Raw genomic sequence first — 15,633 nt, 5'->3', positions numbered from 1 at the left:
GACTCCTCCATATTTGCACGCGACACCGCAATCGATGTCCGCTCGTCGAACGGACAGATGGGTGCCCAAAGGAGAGAATTAGGATGAAGAAGCTTGCGCTCGCCGCAACATTGATCATCGCGGCCGGCTTCACGATGCCCGGCGCGGCATTCGCCAGAGGCGGTCATGGCCACGGCCACGGTCATGGACACGGCCATGGTGGATTCCATGGACATCACCATGGCACGCCGCCCGGCTGGTATCACGGGCGCAAGGTCGGCTGGCACGGCCGGGGCTGCCCGCCCGGCCTGTGGAAGCAGGGCCGCTGCTGACACCCCATCTGCAACTCTTAAGAGGCGCCGCCCCTGACCGGGCGGCGCCTTCTTTAAATGCCGAGCCGGTCCCGCACGCGACCGGTGATCACGGCGCTGGTCACGGCCACCGGCCAGAGCGCGTGCATCGGGATCGGCTTGATGCCGGTGATCGGCATATCGATCTCGGCCTTGGCGCCGCCGATCAGGCGACGCGCGAGCTGCGCGCCCATCGCGGTCGAGAGCGCGACGCCGCGGCCGTTGCAGCCGAGCGAGATCAGGATGTCTTCCGCGGGCTCATGCACGTGCGGATAATGATCCTTGGTGATGGCGAGCCGGCTGTTCCAGCCATGAGTCCAGGAAACGCCCTTGAGCTGCGGCCATAGCCGCTCGGCATAGCGGATGAGATAGGCGACGTCGGACGGCGAATTGATCCAGCGCATCGGGCCGCGGCCACCCATCAAGAGGCGGCCATGCTGGTCGATGCGGTAATAGACCGTGATGTGTCCGCTTTCGTAGAGCACGGAACGCGTCGGCATGATCGAGCGGGCGACCTCGTCCGAGAGCGGCGCCGTGGCGGCGATCGAGGAGAATACCGGCACGATGGTGCGGCGAAGCGCCGGCCAGAGATCGTCGGTAAAGCCGTTAGTGGCGAGCAGCACCTTTTCGGCATGCACCGCGGCACGCGGCGTCTCGATCCGCCAGCGGCTGCTCTCGCGGCGCAGCGACAGGGCCGGCGTCTCACCATGGACATTCGCGCCTGCGGACATCGCGGCGCGCGCAAGGCCGCGGGCATAGCTGAGGGGATGCAGATCGCCGCCGCGGGCATCGAGCATGGCACCGATGTAGCGGTCCGTGCCAGTCATCTCGCGCAACTGCTCGCGATCGAGGAACGACACCGGCATGCCGCGGCGGATGCATTGCTGCGCGGTCCTCTCGATCGCGGCGGCGCTGACCTCGTTATAGGCCGCGCGCAGCGTACCCTTCTGCCGCGCCTCGCAGGGGATCTGGTAGCGGCGGATCAGGTCGTGGGTGAAGTTCGTCGTTCCGTAGGAGAACTCGATCATGCGGCGGCCGAGTTCGGGGCCGAAATCGGCCTCAATCTGATCGGGATCGTGCTTCAGCCCGGGATTGGTCTGGCCGCCATTATTGCCGGAGGCGCCCCAGCCGGGCTCCTGCGCCTCCAGCACCAAGGCCTCTACGCCCTGCTCCGCCAAATGCAGCGCGGTCGAGAGGCCGGTGAAGCCGCCGCCGACGATGGCGACGGAGACATTCTTGTCGATGTCGAGCGGCGGCGTTGCAGTCGGCGCCACGGCCGTGTCGGCATAGAGTGAGGGCGGTAGTGGCAGGCGCGCAGGCGCATTCATGGCGAAGACCGATCAGAGCGGATGCAACACGCGGCGCAAAAAGTCCTGCGTGCGCGGATGCTGGGGTTGATTGAGGACGGCCTTGGCCGGTCCCTGCTCGACGATGACGCCGCCATCGATGAACAGCACGCGGTCGGCAACATCGCGGGCAAAGCCCATCTCGTGAGTGACGACAACCATGGTCATGCCGTCGTCGGCGAGCTTGCGCATGACGCCGAGGACATCGCCGACGAGCTCGGGATCGAGCGCCGAGGTCGGCTCGTCGAACAGGATCGCCTTGGGCTGCATCGCCAGCGCGCGGGCGATCGCGACGCGCTGCTGCTGGCCGCCGGAGAGCTGCGGCGGATGCACGTCGGCCTTCTCGGCGAGGCCAACCCGGGCGAGCAGCGCGCGGCCACGCTCAAACGCCGCGGCGCGCGCCTCCTTCTTCACATAGAGCGGCCCCTCGACGACGTTTTCGAGCGCGGTTCGATGTGGGAACAGGTTGAAGCGTTGAAATACCATTGAGACCTGGGTGCGGATCGCCACGATCGACGGCGCATCGCGGTCGACCTTCAGTCCCTCGACGCTGATCTCGCCGCGGTCGTAGCTTTCGAGCCCATTGATACAGCGCAGGATGGTCGACTTGCCGGAGCCGGAGGGGCCGATGATGCAGACCACCTCGCCCTTCTCGACGTTCGCCGTGATGCCCTTGAGCACCTCGACCTTGCCGAAGCTCTTGTGGACGTCGCTCAGCTCGATCATCGCTTGCCGGCCCGCTTCTCGAAGTGACGGACGAGCAGGATCAGCGGAATGCTCATGGTGAGATACATCAGCGCCACCAGCGTGAACACGCTGGTGTTCTTGAAGGTCGAAGATGCGATCAGCTTGCCTTGAAGGGCGAGCTCGGCGACCGTGATGGTCGAAGCCTGCGAAGAGTCCTTCAGCATCATGATCATGACGTTGCCGTAAGGCGGCAACACGATGCGCACCGCCTGCGGCAGCACCACGCGGCGCATTGTGAGCCACCAGCCCATGCCGATCGACTGCGCCGCCTCGATCTGCCCCTTGTCGATCGCCTCGATGCCGGCGCGGAAATTTTCGGCCTGGTAGGCTGAATAGGCGATGCCGAGCCCGAGGATCGCGGCTTGCAACGCGGTCAGCGTGACGCCGAGATCCGGCATCACGAAGTAGAGGTAGAACAGCAGCACGATGATCGGGATGCCGCGGATCACGTTGATCAGGCTGGCGCTGAGCCCCGACAGGAGGCCGATGCCTGAGACCCGCATCATGGCCCAGACGAGGCCAAGCACCGTCGACAGCAGCAGCGAGCCGATGGTGACGACGATCGTCAGCGCGACGCCGTTCAACAGGATCGGGAAGAACTCGACGGCGTCGTGCCAGAAGCCTTTCATCGCGCGGCCTTCTCAGCCTCTATTGATCAGCCCTGCGCCTTCAGGCCCCATTTATCGAGGATCTTGTCGATGGTGCCGTTGGCCTTCAGCTTCGCCAGCGAGGCGTTGATCTTGCCCAGAAGCGCAGTCTCTCCCTTGCGCACGCCGATGCCGACCGAGCCGACGGTGACGGGTTTGTAGCCAGCGACGAGACGCACCTCGGGGAAGCCCCCCTGCTTCAGATTGTAGGCGAGGATGGGATAGTCGGCATAGCCGGCCTTGAGGCGGCCGGTGTTCACGTCGCGCAGGATGTCGGGAATGGTCTCATAGGCCTTGACCTCGGCGAACAGGCCGGACTTCTTCAACGCGTCGACGAAGGCGGTGCCGACCTGGGCACCGACCGTCTCGCCCTTCAGATCCTCCTGCGAGGCATAGGCCTTGGTGTCGCCCTTCGGCACTACGAGGCCTTCGCCATAGGTGTAGATCGGGTCGGAGAAATCGACGACCTCCTTGCGCGGCGGCGTGATGAACATCGCGGCCGCGATGATGTCGATCTTGCTCGAGGTGAGCGAGGGAATCAGCGCCGAGAACTGCATCGGCTCGATCTGCACGTTGAGACCAGCGTCCTTGCCGATCTCGGTGATGAGATCGACCATGATGCCCTGGATGGTGTTGGTCTTGGTGTCGAGGAAGGTGAAGGGAATGCCGGTCGGCGTCGAGCCGACCTTCAGCACCTGCTGCGCCGATGCCGGCACGGTGGCTGCAATCGCGAGCGCCGCGACCGCGGCCTGAACGAAACGCTTCATCGCTATCCCCCTTTGGGTTCGGCCGATCGCGACGCCAGCGTGTATGGCGAGGCAGACGTTGCGGGCGACGCCTTTTCGGCTTATTTTCACCAATATGAAAACTTGGTCACACTTTCACGGTCGATGCAAGCGGTTTTCATGCACATGAAGGAAGCGGTTTGACGTGAGCGGTGGCAAAAGAATGCGCAAACCGGCCGCCGCAAAGCCGGTGAAAAAGGCGAAGGCCAAAACGGCCGAGCCCGCGATGGACGTTGCGGTCGGCCGCCGCATCCGCGATCTCCGGCGGGTCAGGCAATTCTCGCTCGAAACGGTGGCCGAGCGCACGGAGCTTTCGATCGGGTTTCTCAGCCAGATCGAGCGCGGCCTGTCCTCGCCCTCGCTGCGCGTGCTGGCGACGCTCGCCGACGTGCTCGGCGTCGGCATCGCCGCGCTGTTCGGCGCGAGCCCGAGCAGCGACGGCGTGTCCGACCAGATCGTGACGCGCGCGCTTCAGCGCCCCGAGCTCAAGCTCTGGCGCACCGGCGTCTCAAAACAGTTGCTGAGCCCGGCGAGCGCCGAGAACCGGCTCAATTTATTCCTCGTGCATCTGGAGCCCGGCGGCTCAACCGGCGATGAGCTCTACACCCATGACGGCGAGGAAGCCGGCCTCGTGCTCGAGGGCGAGATGATGCTGACGGTGGATACGGAGACTTGGTCGCTGAAGACGGGCGACAGCTTTCGGTTTGCCAGCCGACGGCCGCACCGTTTTTCCAACCCGGCGCAGGATGCGAAGGCTGTGGTGCTGTGGGTGAATTCGGTGACGGCGGCGGGGTAGTTCTTCCACTCCACGGGCGCAGCCGCAGTCCCGTCATCCCGATTGGATGTGGGCTTCCACGCCGTCATTGCGAGCGAAGCGAAGCAATCCAGAATCTCGCCGCGGAGACAGTCTGGATTGCTTCGTCGCTTCGCTCCTCGCAATGACGGGCGGATAAACCTTTACCCAAACCTATGAGCGTAGCGGTCCACCGTCAGCTCGCTCGTGTCGATCTCCGGCTTCTTGCCCGACAGCATGTCCGCGAGCACACGGCCGGAGCCGCAGGACATGGTCCAGCCCAGCGTGCCGTGGCCGGTGTTGAGGTGGAGATTACTGTAGCGCGTCGGGCCGATCACGGGCGGGCCGTCCGGTGTCATCGGGCGCAGGCCGCTCCAGAACGTTGCTTTGGAGAGATCGCCGCCGCGCGGGAAGAGATCGGTCAGCGAATGATCCAGCGTGGCGCGGCGCGCGGGGTAGAGCTTGCTCGAATAGCCGGAGATCTCGGCGGTGCCGCCGACGCGGATGCGATCCCCCAAGCGGGTGATCGCAACCTTGTAGCTTTCGTCCATCACGGTCGATTCCGGCGCGCCGCTGGCGTCCTTGATCGGCACCGTGATCGAATAGCCCTTCACCGGATAGACCGGCAACGAAATGCCGAGCGGCGCAACCAGCCGCGACGACCAGCTTCCGAGCGCGAGGACATAGGCATCGGCCTGCAGCAGGCCGGCACTGGTCGCAACACCAGTCACGCGCGTGGCGTCCGTCACGATGCCGTTGATGCCGGTGTTGAACATGAAGCGCACGCCGAGCGCTTCGGCGTGCTTGGCCAGCGCCTGCGTGAACATGTGGCAGTCGCCGGTCTCGTCCTGCGGCAACCGCAATCCGCCCGCGAACTTCTCCTTCACGCCGCCGAGCGCCGGCTCGACCGCGATGCAGCCTTCGCGGCTGAGCACCTCATAGGGCACGCCGTATTGCTTGAGCACGGCGATGTCCTCGCCGGTGCCGTCGAGCTGCGCCTGGTAGCGGAACAGCTGCAAGGTGCCCTGCGCGCGCTCGTCATATTGAATGCCGATCTCGCGGCGCAGATCGCGCAGGCAATCGCGGCTGTACTCCGCAATCGGGATCATCCGGCTCTTGTTGACCGCGTAACGCGCGGACGTGCAGTTGCGCAGCATCTTGAGCAGCCAGACCCACATCACGGGATCGAGCTTCGGCCGGACCACCAGCGGGCCGTGCTTCATCAACAGCCATTTGACCGCCTTCACCGGCACGCCGGGGCCGGCCCAGGGCGAGGAATAGCCGGGCGAGACCTCGCCGGCATTGGCGAACGAAGTCTCCAGCGCCGGCTGCGGCTGACGGTCGACGACCGTCACCTCATGCCCGGCGCGCGCGAGATAGTAGGCAGAGGTGACACCGATGACACCGCTGCCGAGGATCAGGACTTTCACGCTTCGTCAAACTCCCGCGGCATCACGCGCCGCTGCCAAGACAGAAAAACACCGTGAACCGCGGGAGCAATTATCAGGCCACCCGCTTGATGGCGTCGCCGAGGATCGAGACCATCTGGTCGATGTGGCTCTTCTCGACGATCAGCGGCGGCGACATCGCAAAGGAGTCGCCGCTGGTGCGCAGGTAAAGGCCGCTGTTGAAGCAGTCGACCATCACGTCATAGCCACGCGCGCCGATCGCGCCCTCGCGCGGCGACAGTTCGACCGCACCCATCAGGCCGCAATTGCGGATGTCGATGACGTTCGGCAGACCCTTCAGCGAATGCAGCGCATCGCGCCAGTATTCGGCGATCGACGCACCGCGCGTGAGCAGGCCCTCGTCCTTGTAGATGTCGAGCGTGGCAAGGCCTGCGGCACAGGCGACGGGATGCGCCGAATAGGTGTAGCCGTGGAACAGCTCGATCTGGTTCTCCGGGCCGGTCATCAGGCCGTCATGCACCTTGCGGCTCGCGAACACAGCGCCGCAGGGGACAGTGCCGTTGGTGATACCCTTGGCGGTGGTCATCAGGTCCGGCGTGACGCCGAAGAAGTTGGCGGCGAACGGCGTGCCGAGGCGGCCGAAGCCGGTGATGACCTCGTCGAAGATCAGGAGGATGCCGTGCTTGTCGCAGATCTCGCGCAGCCGCTTCAGATAGCCCTGCGGCGGCGGCAGCACCGCGGTCGAGCCCGGCACCGGCTCGACGATGACGGCGGCAATCGTCTCGGCGCCGTGCAAGGCGACGAGGCGCTCGAGATCGTCAGCAAGCTCGGCGCCATGCGTCGGCTGATCCTTGGCAAAGGCGTTGCGGGTGAGATCGTGGGTGTGGCGGATGTGGTCGACGCCCGGAAGATGGGTCGCAAACGCACGGCGGTTCGCCACCATGCCGCCGACCGACATGCCGCCGAAGCCGACGCCGTGATAGCCGCGCTCCCGGCCGATCAGGCGGGTGCGCGTCGGCTGGCCGGTCGCGCGATGGTAGGCGAGCGCGATCTTCAGCGCGGTGTCGACCGATTCAGAGCCGGAGTTGGTGAAGAAGATGCGATCGAGCCCCTTCGGCGCGATTTCGGCGAGCCGCTCGGCGAAGTCGAACGCGAGCGGATGACCCATCTGGAACGACGGCGCGAAGTCCAGCGTCATCAGCTGCTTTTCGACCGCGGCGGCGATCTGCTTGCGGCCGTGGCCGGCGTTGACGCACCAGAGGCCGGCGGAGCCGTCGATCACCTTGCGGCCGTCGACGCTTGTGTAGTGCATGCCCTCGGCCGAGGAGAACAGGCGCGGCGCCTTCTTGAACTGCCGGTTGGCCGTGAACGGCATCCAGTACGAATCGGTCTTGATGGTGTTCGGAATCTGATGAAGGGTCACGGCCGCGCTCCTTTGCTGACCCTTTAGCAGAGCCACGGCTTCCTAAGCGCAACAAGCCCTTTTCTGTGCATTCGCAACCCATTGATTTGATTGGGCGGGCCGGTCCATATTTGCGCGATCCGCAACACCTGCAACAGGGACTTTGGGCATGAGCGTCGACATCGGTGGACGGCTGCGATTCATCCGGGCGCGCCACAAGCTGTCGCAGCGGGAACTCGCCAAACGCTCCGGTGTCACCAATTCGACGATCTCGCTCATCGAGTCCAACCAGATGAACCCGTCGGTCGGTGCGCTCAAGCGCATTCTCGACGGGATTCCGATGGGGCTCGCCGAGTTCTTTGCGCTCGAGCCTGAGACGCGGCGCAAGATCTTCTACCGCGCGGAGGAGCTCACCGAGGTCGGCAAGAAGCCGATCTCCTACCGCCAGGTCGGCGACAATCTGTTCGGCCGGAGCTTGCAGATCCTGAAAGAGCGCTACGAACCCGGTAGTGACACCGGCCGAGTGCCGCTGGTCCATGATGGCGAGGAAGGCGGCGTGGTGATCTCCGGCAAGCTCGAGGTCACAGTCGAGGACGAGCGCCGCATCCTCAATCCCGGCGATGCCTATTATTTCGAGAGCCGCCGCCCGCACCGCTTCCGCTGCGTCGGCGGCAAGCCGTGCGAAGTAATCTCGGCCTGCACGCCGCCGACGTTCTGAGAGACGTCGGCGCTTGTATGATCAATGATCTCGGCAGGCAGAAACGTCATGATAGACGCGCTCCCCCATAGTGTCCTAAGGTTGTGCTGAGCTGATGGGACAGGCATCATGTCGAAGGTCGGAGAGCACTTCATCGCACACGATGGTATGACAGAGCCGGGTCCGCTTGGAAGACTCTACGAGCACCTTCCTCCTGACATAGCTTCGCTGCGCGACATCGTATCAAGGCTCATTGTGCATGTGTCGTGCGCAGACCAGTACGGCATTCCGGCCAGCACGCCGCGCCCCCGCGAGACGCAGCCGGTTTCCGCTCGGCTACAACTCATCCAGGAATGCTTCAACGGACCGCTGGAGGTGCCTCGCCCTCCGCGGCAGCGGACGTTCGGCACATGCCGTGACTATTCGCTGTTACTCTGCAGCATTCTGAGACATCGCGCGATTCCTGCGCGTGTCCGGTGCGGATTTGCCACCTATTTCGACGCCGCGCCCAACCAGGATCACTGGATTTGCGAGTATTGGTCGGCGGCAGAGCAGCGCTGGCGTCGCGTCGATGCACAAATCGATGAGATGCAGCAAAGGGACCTTGGCATCACATTCGACCTGACTGACCTGCCGAATGATGTCTACCTGACGGCGGCCCAAGCGTGGAGATTAGCGAGGAGTGGGAGCGTTGATCCGGATGATTTCGGGCACGGCGACGCAAGGGGCCTTTGGTTCATGGACGTAGATCTCCACCGGGATCTCCTGGCGCTCGCAAACCGGCACACGTCGGTCTGGGACACATGGCGCAGCGCGACAGCAGAAAACAGGTGCCTGGACGAGACGGACCTGGCCTATGGCGATCGCGTCGCGACGTCCATCGAGACGATTGAACAATCCGAGGGTTGCGCTTCCAGGCCTGATGAGACGGTAGCGTTTCTCAGAAACCCGTCATGGATTGATACGAGCGGCGCCTAGCTCCTTCTCGGAAGACGCCGCGGCGGGAGGAGCTCCCGCCGCCGCGTTGGCCGTCAGCGCTGCGTCAACAGCTCCTCGATCTTGATCGGGAAACGGCGCACCCGCACGCCGGTCGCATGCCAGACGGCGTTGGCGACCGCGCCGGCACTGCCGGTGATGCCGATCTCGCCGACGCCTTTGATGCCGAGTGCGTTGACGTGCGGATCGTGCTCCTCGACCGTAATCACGTCGAGCGGTGGCACGTCGGCATTCACGGGGATGTGGTACTCGCCGAGGTTGGCGTTCATGATCCGGCCGCTACGGCGGTCGGTGATCGCCTCCTCGTGCAGCGCGAATGACATGCCCCAGATCATGCCGCCAAACAGCTGGCTCTTCACCAGATGCGGATTGACGATGCGCCCGGCCGCGAAGGCGCCGACCATTCGCGAGACGCGGATCTGGCCGAGGTCGGGATCGACCTTCACCTCGGCGAAGACAGCGCCATGCGCATGCATCGCATATTCTTCCATCGCCGCAGGGTTCGGCGCGCCTGTGCCGCGAGCCTCGACCTCGGCGATGCCCGCACGCGCGAGGATCCGGGCGTAGCTCTCGCCGCGGCTTTCGTCGTCGCGCCGGAACAGCTTTCCGTCGCGCGCGATCACGCCGGCATTGCCGGCGCCGAATAGCGGCGAGCGCTCGTCACCGGTTGCGAGATCGGCGAGCTTGGCGATGACGGCCGCGCCGGCATTGTGGATCGCTGCGCCCGCGGTTGCCGTATGCGCGGAGCCGCCGGCGATACCGGCGTCGGGCAGATCGGACGTGCCGGCCTTGAATTCGACGCGGTCGACATCGAGCCCGAGCCCATCGGCTGCGATCTGGGCCAGCGCGGTCCAGGCGCCCTGCCCCATGTCGTGCGCGCCGATCTCCATGGCGCCGGTGCCGTCGCGACGGATCGCCGCGCGCGCTTCGGCCTGGAACATCAGCGCCGGGAACGTCGCCGTGCCCATGCCCCAACCGACCAGAAGACCGGCATCGTCGCGCATCTGCCGCGGCTGAAGCGAGCGCTTCGCCCAGCCGAAACGCGCCGCCCCTTGCTCGTAGCAGGCCCGCAGCGCCTTCGAGGAAAACGGCCTGCCGGTGATCGGCTCGACCTCGGCGTAGTTCCTCAGGCGAAAGGCGAGTGGATCGATGCCCCAGGCCCAGGCCATCTCGTCGATCGCGCTCTCCAGCGCGATCGAGCCGGTTGCTTCCCCGGGCGCGCGCATGAACAGCGGCGTGCCGGTGTCGACGCGCACGGCGTCATGCGAGGTCCGGATCGCCGGGCTGGCATAGAGCGTGTGCGAGGCATCAGCGGCCGGCTCGTAAAAATCGTCGAATGTGCTCGACACCGTCCTGGCGTGATGATCGAGAGCGGTCAGGCGTCCTTCGCCGTCGGTGCCCACGCGCAGCCGCTGGCGCGTCGGTGCACGATGTCCGACCGGGCCGTACATCTGCTCACGACGCAGCACGAGCTTGACCGGCTTGGCGACCAGCTTTGCCGCCATGATACCGAGGACCTGGGGACCAGCCATCAAGCCCTTGGAGCCGAAGCCCCCGCCGAGGAAGGGACTGCGGATGTGAATCTTCTCTGGCGCCATGCCGAACAGCTCGGCGACGCGTGCGCGCGATAGGAACAAGCCCTGGGTCGGCATGTCGATCGAGAGGTTGTCGCCGTCCCAGGCCGCGACGATCGCATGCGGCTCCATGGCGTTGTGATATTGCGGCGGCGTCTCATAGGTGGCCTCGATCCGCTTGTCGGCCGCGGCGAGACCCGCCTCGACGTCGCCGCGGTGATTTTCCGTCGGGTTGCCGACACCGACGACGGGCGGCACGAAACTTTCGCCGGCATCGAGTCCGACACGCGCCGGCAGCGTCTCGTAACGTGGCGCCAGCAGCGCCGCGCCTTCGGTCGCCGCCTCCAGCGTTTCCGCGATCACGACGGCGATGGGCTGGTTGGGATAGCGGACCTCGTCGCTCTGCAACACCTCCATCCGGAACACGAACGGATTGGTCTTGATCTCCGGATCGATCGCGAGCTGTGGCTTGTGGCTCGACGTCATGATTTCAACGACGCCGGGATGGCGCTTGGCCGCGGCCACATCGAGCGAGGTCACGCGACCGCGCGCGATGCTGGAGACCGCCATCACGGCAAACAGCATGCCGGGCGGATGATTGTCGGCGGCATAAGTCGCCTGTCCCCTGACCTTGAGGATGCCGTCACGACGGGTCAGCGGCTGGCCGATGTTCGAGCCGTGCCGTAAGTGGGCGGGAGCGGAGGTGAGACTGAGCTCAGACATGGATGGCTCCGGAAATGGACGCAAAGGGAGAGGCCGGCAGCGCGGGCATGCGCGCAGGCGTACCAGCGGCAGCAAGGGTCAGCGCACGCACGACGATGCGGCGCCCGAGCTCGATCTTGAAGGCGTTGTCGCCGGACGGCTTTGCATCAGCGAGCGCGCGCCGGGCGGCTTCCTGGAAGGCGGCTGCATCAGGTGCGACGCCCTTGAGAACGTCTTCCGCTGCGCGGGCGCGCCAGGGCTTCGCGGCGACGCCGCCGAGCGCAAGCCGCGCTTCCGTGACCTTGCCGTTCTTGACCTGCAAGGCGGCCGCGGCCGAGACGACGGCAAACGCATACGAGGTACGCTCGCGGACCTTGAGGTAGCGCGCATGGGCGGCAAAGCCGCGTGCGGCGGCCGGCAGACGCACCGCGACGATGAGGTCGCCGGGCTCAAGCGCAGACTCGCGCTCCGGCGTATCCCCTGGCAGGCGATGCAGCGCATCGAACGCGATCTCCCGCCGCCCATTCCTGCCCTCGATCTCGACGATTGCATCAAGCGCGAGCAGCGGCACGCAGAAATCGGACGGATGGGTGGCGATACAGCTCTCGCTCCAGCCGAGCACGGCGTGGGTCCGGTTCTCGCCGCCAAGCGCATCACAGCCGCTGCTGGCCTCGCGCTTGTTGCACCGGCTGGCGGTGTCGTAGAAATACGCGCAGCGCGTTCGTTGCAGGAGATTACCGCCCACCGTCGCCGCGTTGCGCAATTGCGCGGACGCCCCGGAGAGCAGCGCTTCAGCTACGGCCGGATAGGACTTTGCGAACTCAGCATCATGCGCGAGATCGGCATTGCGCACGAGCGCGCCGATACGGACGCTCCCGTCGGCGAGAGACTCGATCCGGTCGAGACCCTCGAGACGCGTAACATCGACGAGACGATCCGGACGGCTGACGCCGCCCTTCATCAGATCAAGCAGATTGGTGCCGGCGGCGAGATAAGCAGCGCCGGGCTGGGCGCCAGCGGCAACGGCCTCTGCGACCGTGGCGGGCCGGACATAATCGAACGGTTTCATGCCGAGCGCCTCTGGTTGGATTCGTCCATGCCGGCCTGCGCCTCGAGCACGGCATCGACGATGCCGGCATAGGCGCCGCAGCGGCAGAGATTGCCGCTCATGCATTCGCGAATGCGTTCGGGATCATCGCCGGCCTGGCCTTCGCGCATCATTCCGATCGCGCTCATGATCTGGCCGGGCGTGCAGAAGCCGCATTGGAAACCGTCATGAGCGATGAAGGCGGCCTGCACGGGGTGAAGCTGGTCGCCGCGCGCGACGCCTTCGATGGTGAGGATGTCGGCGCCGTCATGGCTGATGGCGAGCGCGAGGCAGGAGTTGATGCGCTTGCCGTCGACGAGAATGGTGCAGGCGCCGCATTGGCCGCGGTCGCATCCCTTCTTGGTTCCGGTCAGATGGAGGCGCTCACGCAGGAGATCGAGCAGCGTGACGCGCGGATCGTCGAGGACGAATTCGCGCCGCGCACCGTTCACGGTGAGGCTGATGGAGTGGTTCATACAAGGCTCCGATCAGATGGACATGAGTGATCGCACGGCGCGCCACCGCCGTGGCCGCCGTCGATTCCGCGTCGCCCGCGCATGAGCCGGGTCGACGCGTCAGCGAAGATACGGAGGCACCCTCCGTTTAACAAGAGCCGCCGGAAAATATTGGAATTCGTCAAAAGCCCGTGCGCAAACAACGCGATGCGCCACGCAAAGGGTTCAATCTAACCAGATCGTGATCTAGATTGCCGGGATGGACGACCATGCCGACCAGATCCGCAAGCCCCGCGCCGACGCCGTGCGCAATCGCGAGCGCGTGCTCGAGGCGGCGAAACTCGTGTTCAGCGCCGGCGGGCCCGAGGCGAGCCTGGAGGCCGTCGCCAAACGCGCCGGCGTCGGCATCGGCACGCTCTATCGGCATTTTCCGACTCGCGAGGACCTGTTTGAGGCGGTGTACCGGCGCGAGGTCGAACAGCTCAGCGAGCTCGCCGAGCAATTGAAGAATGCGAAGGATCCGGTCGACGCGCTGCGGCGTTGGCTGCGCTCGAACGTCGAATTCGTTGCCACCAAGAAGGGCATGTCGGCAGCGCTGGCACTGACATTCCAGAGCTCGTCGGAGCTCGCGGCTTTCTCGATGGACCGTCTGACAAAGGCGATCGGCTCGCTGCTCGATAGCGCGGTCGCGGCCGGCGAGATGCGCGGCGACGTCAGTCCCGAGGATCTGCTCCGTGCGCTGGTCGGCATGTGCTACATGCACGATCAGCCGGGTTGGCAATCGTCGGTGCTGCGAATGCTGGATGTGTTCGTCGACGGACTGCGCGTGCAGCCCGCCGGTAGGAGCAAAACGCGCACGGCCAAGCCGGCTAAATCGGCAGCGAAGCGGAAGCGATAGCACCGCGAGAGCTCAAAGGCACTCACCCGCTGTCGCAGTCGTGCTAGGATCGGCTCCGCCGGGACATCAACGCGGAGCCTGTCATGCGCATCGCAGCCTTGCTCATCGCACTCAGTGTCGCTCTCAGCCCGCTTCCGGCACACGCCGGCGGCATCGCCGCCGCGCAAGACGTGATCCGCGCCCAGGAGCAGGCATTCGGCCGTGACGACGCAGCGGCCGCCTATTCCTACGCCGCGCCGGCGATCAAGGAGATCTTCCCCGCCCCCGACATCTTCATGTCCATGGTGAAGAACGGCTACGCGCCGGTCTACCGGCACAAGGGTTTTGAGTTCGGCGACAGCAAGAGCGAAGGCAACTGGATCGCGCAGCGCGTCCACATCATCGACGCCGATGGCGAGGCCTGGGAAGCGCTCTACACACTCGAGCAGCAGAGCGACGGCACCTACAAGATCACCGGCTGCTCGCTATTGAAGGCGGGACAGGCGGTTTAGGTGGCGAAGCCCGCCTTCACCGAATTCATCCGCGACCGGATCAGCAGCGCCACGACGATGCCGACATTGAGCGCGTTCCAGGCGACACCATTGGCGAACGCAGCGGCATATGAGCCGGTGGCGTCGAAGATCACGCCCGACACCCAGCCGCCGAAGGACATGCCGAACACGGAGGCGAAGATCACGATGCCGACGCGGGTTGCCGCCTCGCTCGCCGGCATCGCCTCGCGCACGATGATGGCGTAGCTCGGCACGATGCCGCCCTGGAACAGGCCGAACATCGCAGAGATCAGATAGAGCGAGGAGAGGCTGTCGAAGAACAGGTAGAACACCAGCGCAAAGCCCTGCGCCACCGATCCGACCAGCAGCGTGCGGATGCCGCCGATCTTGTCGGCGAGAAAGCCGGAGCCGATGCGGCTGACGATGCCGCAAGCCATCATCAGCGACAGCATCTCGGCCCCGCGCGCCACGCCGTAGCCGAGATCGCCGCAATAGGCGACGATGTGGACCTGTGGCATCGCCATGGCGACGCAGCAGGAGATGCTGGCGATCGAGAGCAGCACCGTCAGCGGGTTGGTCGAGAGCTTCAGATCAACCCGCGGCGGCGGTGCGTTGGCGTGGTTGCGGACCTTGTCGTCGCCCATCTGCATGCGCAGGACCAGCACCAGGACCGTCATCAGGCTCGCGCAGACGATGCCGATGCCGATATGGGTCGTGCGCCAGCCGACGGTCTGCATGCCCCAGCTCACGATCGGCGGCCACATCGTGCCGGCGACATAATTGCCGCTCGCGACGATGGTCACGGCAAGCCCGCGATAGCGCTCGAACCAGTGCGAGGCCTCCGCCATCAAGGGCGCGAAGGTCGCCGACGTGCCGAGGCCGATCAGGAAATAGGCCGCCACGAATTGCCAGAGCTGGCTCGACAGCCCCGCCAGCACGTTGGCGACACCGAGAAAGGCGATGCTGATCGCCATCGCCGGCACGATGCCGAACCGGTCGGTGATCTTTCCAGCGATCACCCCGCCGAGACCGAAGCCGAACATCATCAGGGTGAAGGCCAGCGACACGGCGCCGCGCGTGGCGCCGAATTCGGACTGCACCACAGGAATCACGACCACGACCGCCCACATGCCGACGGCCCCGATCGAGCCGATCAGGAGCGCGATGACGAGCCGCACCCAGGCCTGACGGGAATCAGGGGTGAATGACGACGGTCGCTGTCCGGGATGATTTGGTGCGTGCACGGGCGGGACCATGTTCGCTGATTGCCTCGTG

16 protein-coding genes are annotated in these 15,633 nt (G+C 65.4%); 6 read left to right on the top strand and 10 right to left on the bottom strand.

The window, feature by feature from the left end; genetic code table 11:
* Positions 1 to 83: 83 nt before the first annotated feature.
* On the top strand, positions 84 to 311 hold the full coding sequence (locus K289_RS44570; RefSeq protein WP_051310624.1) for a hypothetical protein: 228 nt from the start codon (positions 84 to 86) through the stop codon (positions 309 to 311).
* A gap of 53 nt (positions 312 to 364) precedes the next feature.
* On the opposite strand, the gene K289_RS0117645 is transcribed toward K289_RS44570, so the two are convergent.
* Genes K289_RS0117645 through K289_RS0117630 form a run of 4 tightly spaced genes read right to left on the bottom strand, consistent with a single transcriptional unit; the run spans position 365 to position 3,836 of the window.
* The gene (locus K289_RS0117645; protein WP_027552754.1) at positions 365 to 1,657 is read right to left on the bottom strand and encodes an FAD-binding oxidoreductase; all 1,293 of its coding nucleotides are present in this window, start codon (positions 1,655 to 1,657) and stop codon (positions 365 to 367) included.
* A gap of 12 nt (positions 1,658 to 1,669) precedes the next feature.
* Positions 1,670 to 2,401 (bottom strand): amino acid ABC transporter ATP-binding protein, encoded by a 732-nt coding sequence (locus K289_RS0117640; protein ID WP_027552753.1) that lies wholly within the window; start codon positions 2,399 to 2,401, stop codon positions 1,670 to 1,672.
* On the bottom strand, positions 2,398 to 3,051 hold the full coding sequence (locus K289_RS0117635; RefSeq protein ID WP_027552752.1) for an amino acid ABC transporter permease: 654 nt from the start codon (positions 3,049 to 3,051) through the stop codon (positions 2,398 to 2,400). Before K289_RS0117635 ends, K289_RS0117640 begins: the two co-directional genes overlap by 4 nt.
* 26 nt (positions 3,052 to 3,077) lie before the next feature.
* Positions 3,078 to 3,836: an ABC transporter substrate-binding protein gene (locus K289_RS0117630; protein WP_027552751.1), complete on the bottom strand. Its 759-nt coding sequence runs from the start codon at positions 3,834 to 3,836 to the stop codon at positions 3,078 to 3,080.
* Positions 3,837 to 4,017: 181 nt separating this feature from the next.
* Here K289_RS0117630 and K289_RS0117625 point away from each other — a divergent pair, with 181 nt between their 5' ends.
* Entirely contained in the window at positions 4,018 to 4,650 is a 633-nt protein-coding gene (locus K289_RS0117625; RefSeq protein ID WP_035685014.1) for a helix-turn-helix domain-containing protein, read from the top strand.
* A 161-nt stretch (positions 4,651 to 4,811) separates the two neighbouring features.
* On the opposite strand, the gene K289_RS0117620 is transcribed toward K289_RS0117625, so the two are convergent.
* Together K289_RS0117620 and K289_RS0117615 are read right to left on the bottom strand one after the other, a co-directional pair.
* The gene (locus K289_RS0117620; protein ID WP_027552749.1) at positions 4,812 to 6,077 is read right to left on the bottom strand and encodes a D-amino acid dehydrogenase; all 1,266 of its coding nucleotides are present in this window, start codon (positions 6,075 to 6,077) and stop codon (positions 4,812 to 4,814) included.
* A gap of 73 nt (positions 6,078 to 6,150) precedes the next feature.
* Positions 6,151 to 7,479 (bottom strand): aspartate aminotransferase family protein, encoded by a 1,329-nt coding sequence (locus K289_RS0117615; protein WP_035685011.1) that lies wholly within the window; start codon positions 7,477 to 7,479, stop codon positions 6,151 to 6,153.
* Positions 7,480 to 7,627: 148 nt separating this feature from the next.
* Between K289_RS0117615 and K289_RS0117610 the strand changes: the two genes are divergently transcribed.
* Together K289_RS0117610 and K289_RS44565 are read left to right on the top strand one after the other, a co-directional pair.
* Positions 7,628 to 8,176 carry a cupin domain-containing protein gene (locus tag K289_RS0117610; protein WP_027552747.1) on the top strand — a complete coding sequence of 183 codons (549 nt, stop codon included), beginning with the start codon at positions 7,628 to 7,630 and terminating at the stop codon, positions 8,174 to 8,176.
* A gap of 108 nt (positions 8,177 to 8,284) precedes the next feature.
* A complete protein-coding gene (locus tag K289_RS44565; RefSeq protein WP_051310623.1) occupies positions 8,285 to 9,133 on the top strand; it encodes a transglutaminase domain-containing protein in 849 nt (282 codons plus the stop codon).
* A gap of 53 nt (positions 9,134 to 9,186) precedes the next feature.
* On the opposite strand, the gene K289_RS0117600 is transcribed toward K289_RS44565, so the two are convergent.
* The 3 genes from K289_RS0117600 to K289_RS0117590 are packed head-to-tail and all read right to left on the bottom strand — an operon-like array spanning position 9,187 to position 12,990.
* Complete coding sequence (locus K289_RS0117600; protein ID WP_027552746.1) at positions 9,187 to 11,448, bottom strand: xanthine dehydrogenase family protein molybdopterin-binding subunit; 2,262 nt, start codon at positions 11,446 to 11,448, stop codon at positions 9,187 to 9,189.
* Entirely contained in the window at positions 11,441 to 12,496 is a 1,056-nt protein-coding gene (locus K289_RS0117595; RefSeq protein WP_027552745.1) for a xanthine dehydrogenase family protein subunit M, read from the bottom strand. The genes K289_RS0117600 and K289_RS0117595 overlap by 8 nt, the downstream gene beginning before the upstream one ends.
* Positions 12,493 to 12,990, bottom strand: coding sequence for a (2Fe-2S)-binding protein (locus K289_RS0117590; protein WP_027552744.1), 498 nt, complete (start codon positions 12,988 to 12,990; stop codon positions 12,493 to 12,495). Before K289_RS0117590 ends, K289_RS0117595 begins: the two co-directional genes overlap by 4 nt.
* Before the next feature lie 238 nt (positions 12,991 to 13,228).
* On the opposite strand from K289_RS0117590, the gene K289_RS0117585 reads away from it, so the two are divergent.
* Complete coding sequence (locus K289_RS0117585; protein WP_027552743.1) at positions 13,229 to 13,867, top strand: TetR/AcrR family transcriptional regulator; 639 nt, start codon at positions 13,229 to 13,231, stop codon at positions 13,865 to 13,867.
* A gap of 83 nt (positions 13,868 to 13,950) precedes the next feature.
* Positions 13,951 to 14,358, top strand: coding sequence for a DUF4864 domain-containing protein (locus K289_RS0117580; protein WP_027552742.1), 408 nt, complete (start codon positions 13,951 to 13,953; stop codon positions 14,356 to 14,358).
* Here the strand turns inward: K289_RS0117580 and K289_RS0117575 are convergent.
* Positions 14,355 to 15,614, bottom strand: a complete 1,260-nt coding sequence (locus K289_RS0117575) for an MFS transporter (protein WP_027552741.1) — start codon at positions 15,612 to 15,614, stop codon at positions 14,355 to 14,357. The genes K289_RS0117580 and K289_RS0117575 overlap by 4 nt on opposite strands.
* Positions 15,615 to 15,633: the final 19 nt, after the last annotated feature.

It is taken from the genome of Bradyrhizobium sp. Cp5.3 (genome assembly GCF_000426265.1).
Taxonomy (GTDB): Bacteria; Pseudomonadota; Alphaproteobacteria; order Rhizobiales; family Xanthobacteraceae; genus Bradyrhizobium; species Bradyrhizobium neotropicale.
Note: the sequence above shows the minus strand (reverse complement) of the source record. Positions and strands in the feature narration are given on the sequence as shown.

Coding starts and splice junctions, on each gene's coding strand:
- K289_RS0117595 (WP_027552745.1), bottom strand. CDS start 12,496: ATGAAACCGTTCGATTATGTCCGGCCCGCCACGGTCGCAGAGGCCGTT.
- K289_RS0117580 (WP_027552742.1), top strand. CDS start 13,951: ATGCGCATCGCAGCCTTGCTCATCGCACTCAGTGTCGCTCTCAGCCCG.
- K289_RS44570 (WP_051310624.1), top strand. CDS start 84: ATGAAGAAGCTTGCGCTCGCCGCAACATTGATCATCGCGGCCGGCTTC.
- K289_RS44565 (WP_051310623.1), top strand. CDS start 8,285: ATGTCGAAGGTCGGAGAGCACTTCATCGCACACGATGGTATGACAGAG.
- K289_RS0117585 (WP_027552743.1), top strand. CDS start 13,229: ATGGACGACCATGCCGACCAGATCCGCAAGCCCCGCGCCGACGCCGTG.
- K289_RS0117600 (WP_027552746.1), bottom strand. CDS start 11,448: ATGTCTGAGCTCAGTCTCACCTCCGCTCCCGCCCACTTACGGCACGGC.
- K289_RS0117625 (WP_035685014.1), top strand. CDS start 4,018: ATGCGCAAACCGGCCGCCGCAAAGCCGGTGAAAAAGGCGAAGGCCAAA.
- K289_RS0117635 (WP_027552752.1), bottom strand. CDS start 3,051: ATGAAAGGCTTCTGGCACGACGCCGTCGAGTTCTTCCCGATCCTGTTG.
- K289_RS0117645 (WP_027552754.1), bottom strand. CDS start 1,657: ATGAATGCGCCTGCGCGCCTGCCACTACCGCCCTCACTCTATGCCGAC.
- K289_RS0117610 (WP_027552747.1), top strand. CDS start 7,628: ATGAGCGTCGACATCGGTGGACGGCTGCGATTCATCCGGGCGCGCCAC.
- K289_RS0117590 (WP_027552744.1), bottom strand. CDS start 12,990: ATGAACCACTCCATCAGCCTCACCGTGAACGGTGCGCGGCGCGAATTC.
- K289_RS0117630 (WP_027552751.1), bottom strand. CDS start 3,836: ATGAAGCGTTTCGTTCAGGCCGCGGTCGCGGCGCTCGCGATTGCAGCC.
- K289_RS0117575 (WP_027552741.1), bottom strand. CDS start 15,614: ATGGTCCCGCCCGTGCACGCACCAAATCATCCCGGACAGCGACCGTCG.
- K289_RS0117640 (WP_027552753.1), bottom strand. CDS start 2,401: ATGATCGAGCTGAGCGACGTCCACAAGAGCTTCGGCAAGGTCGAGGTG.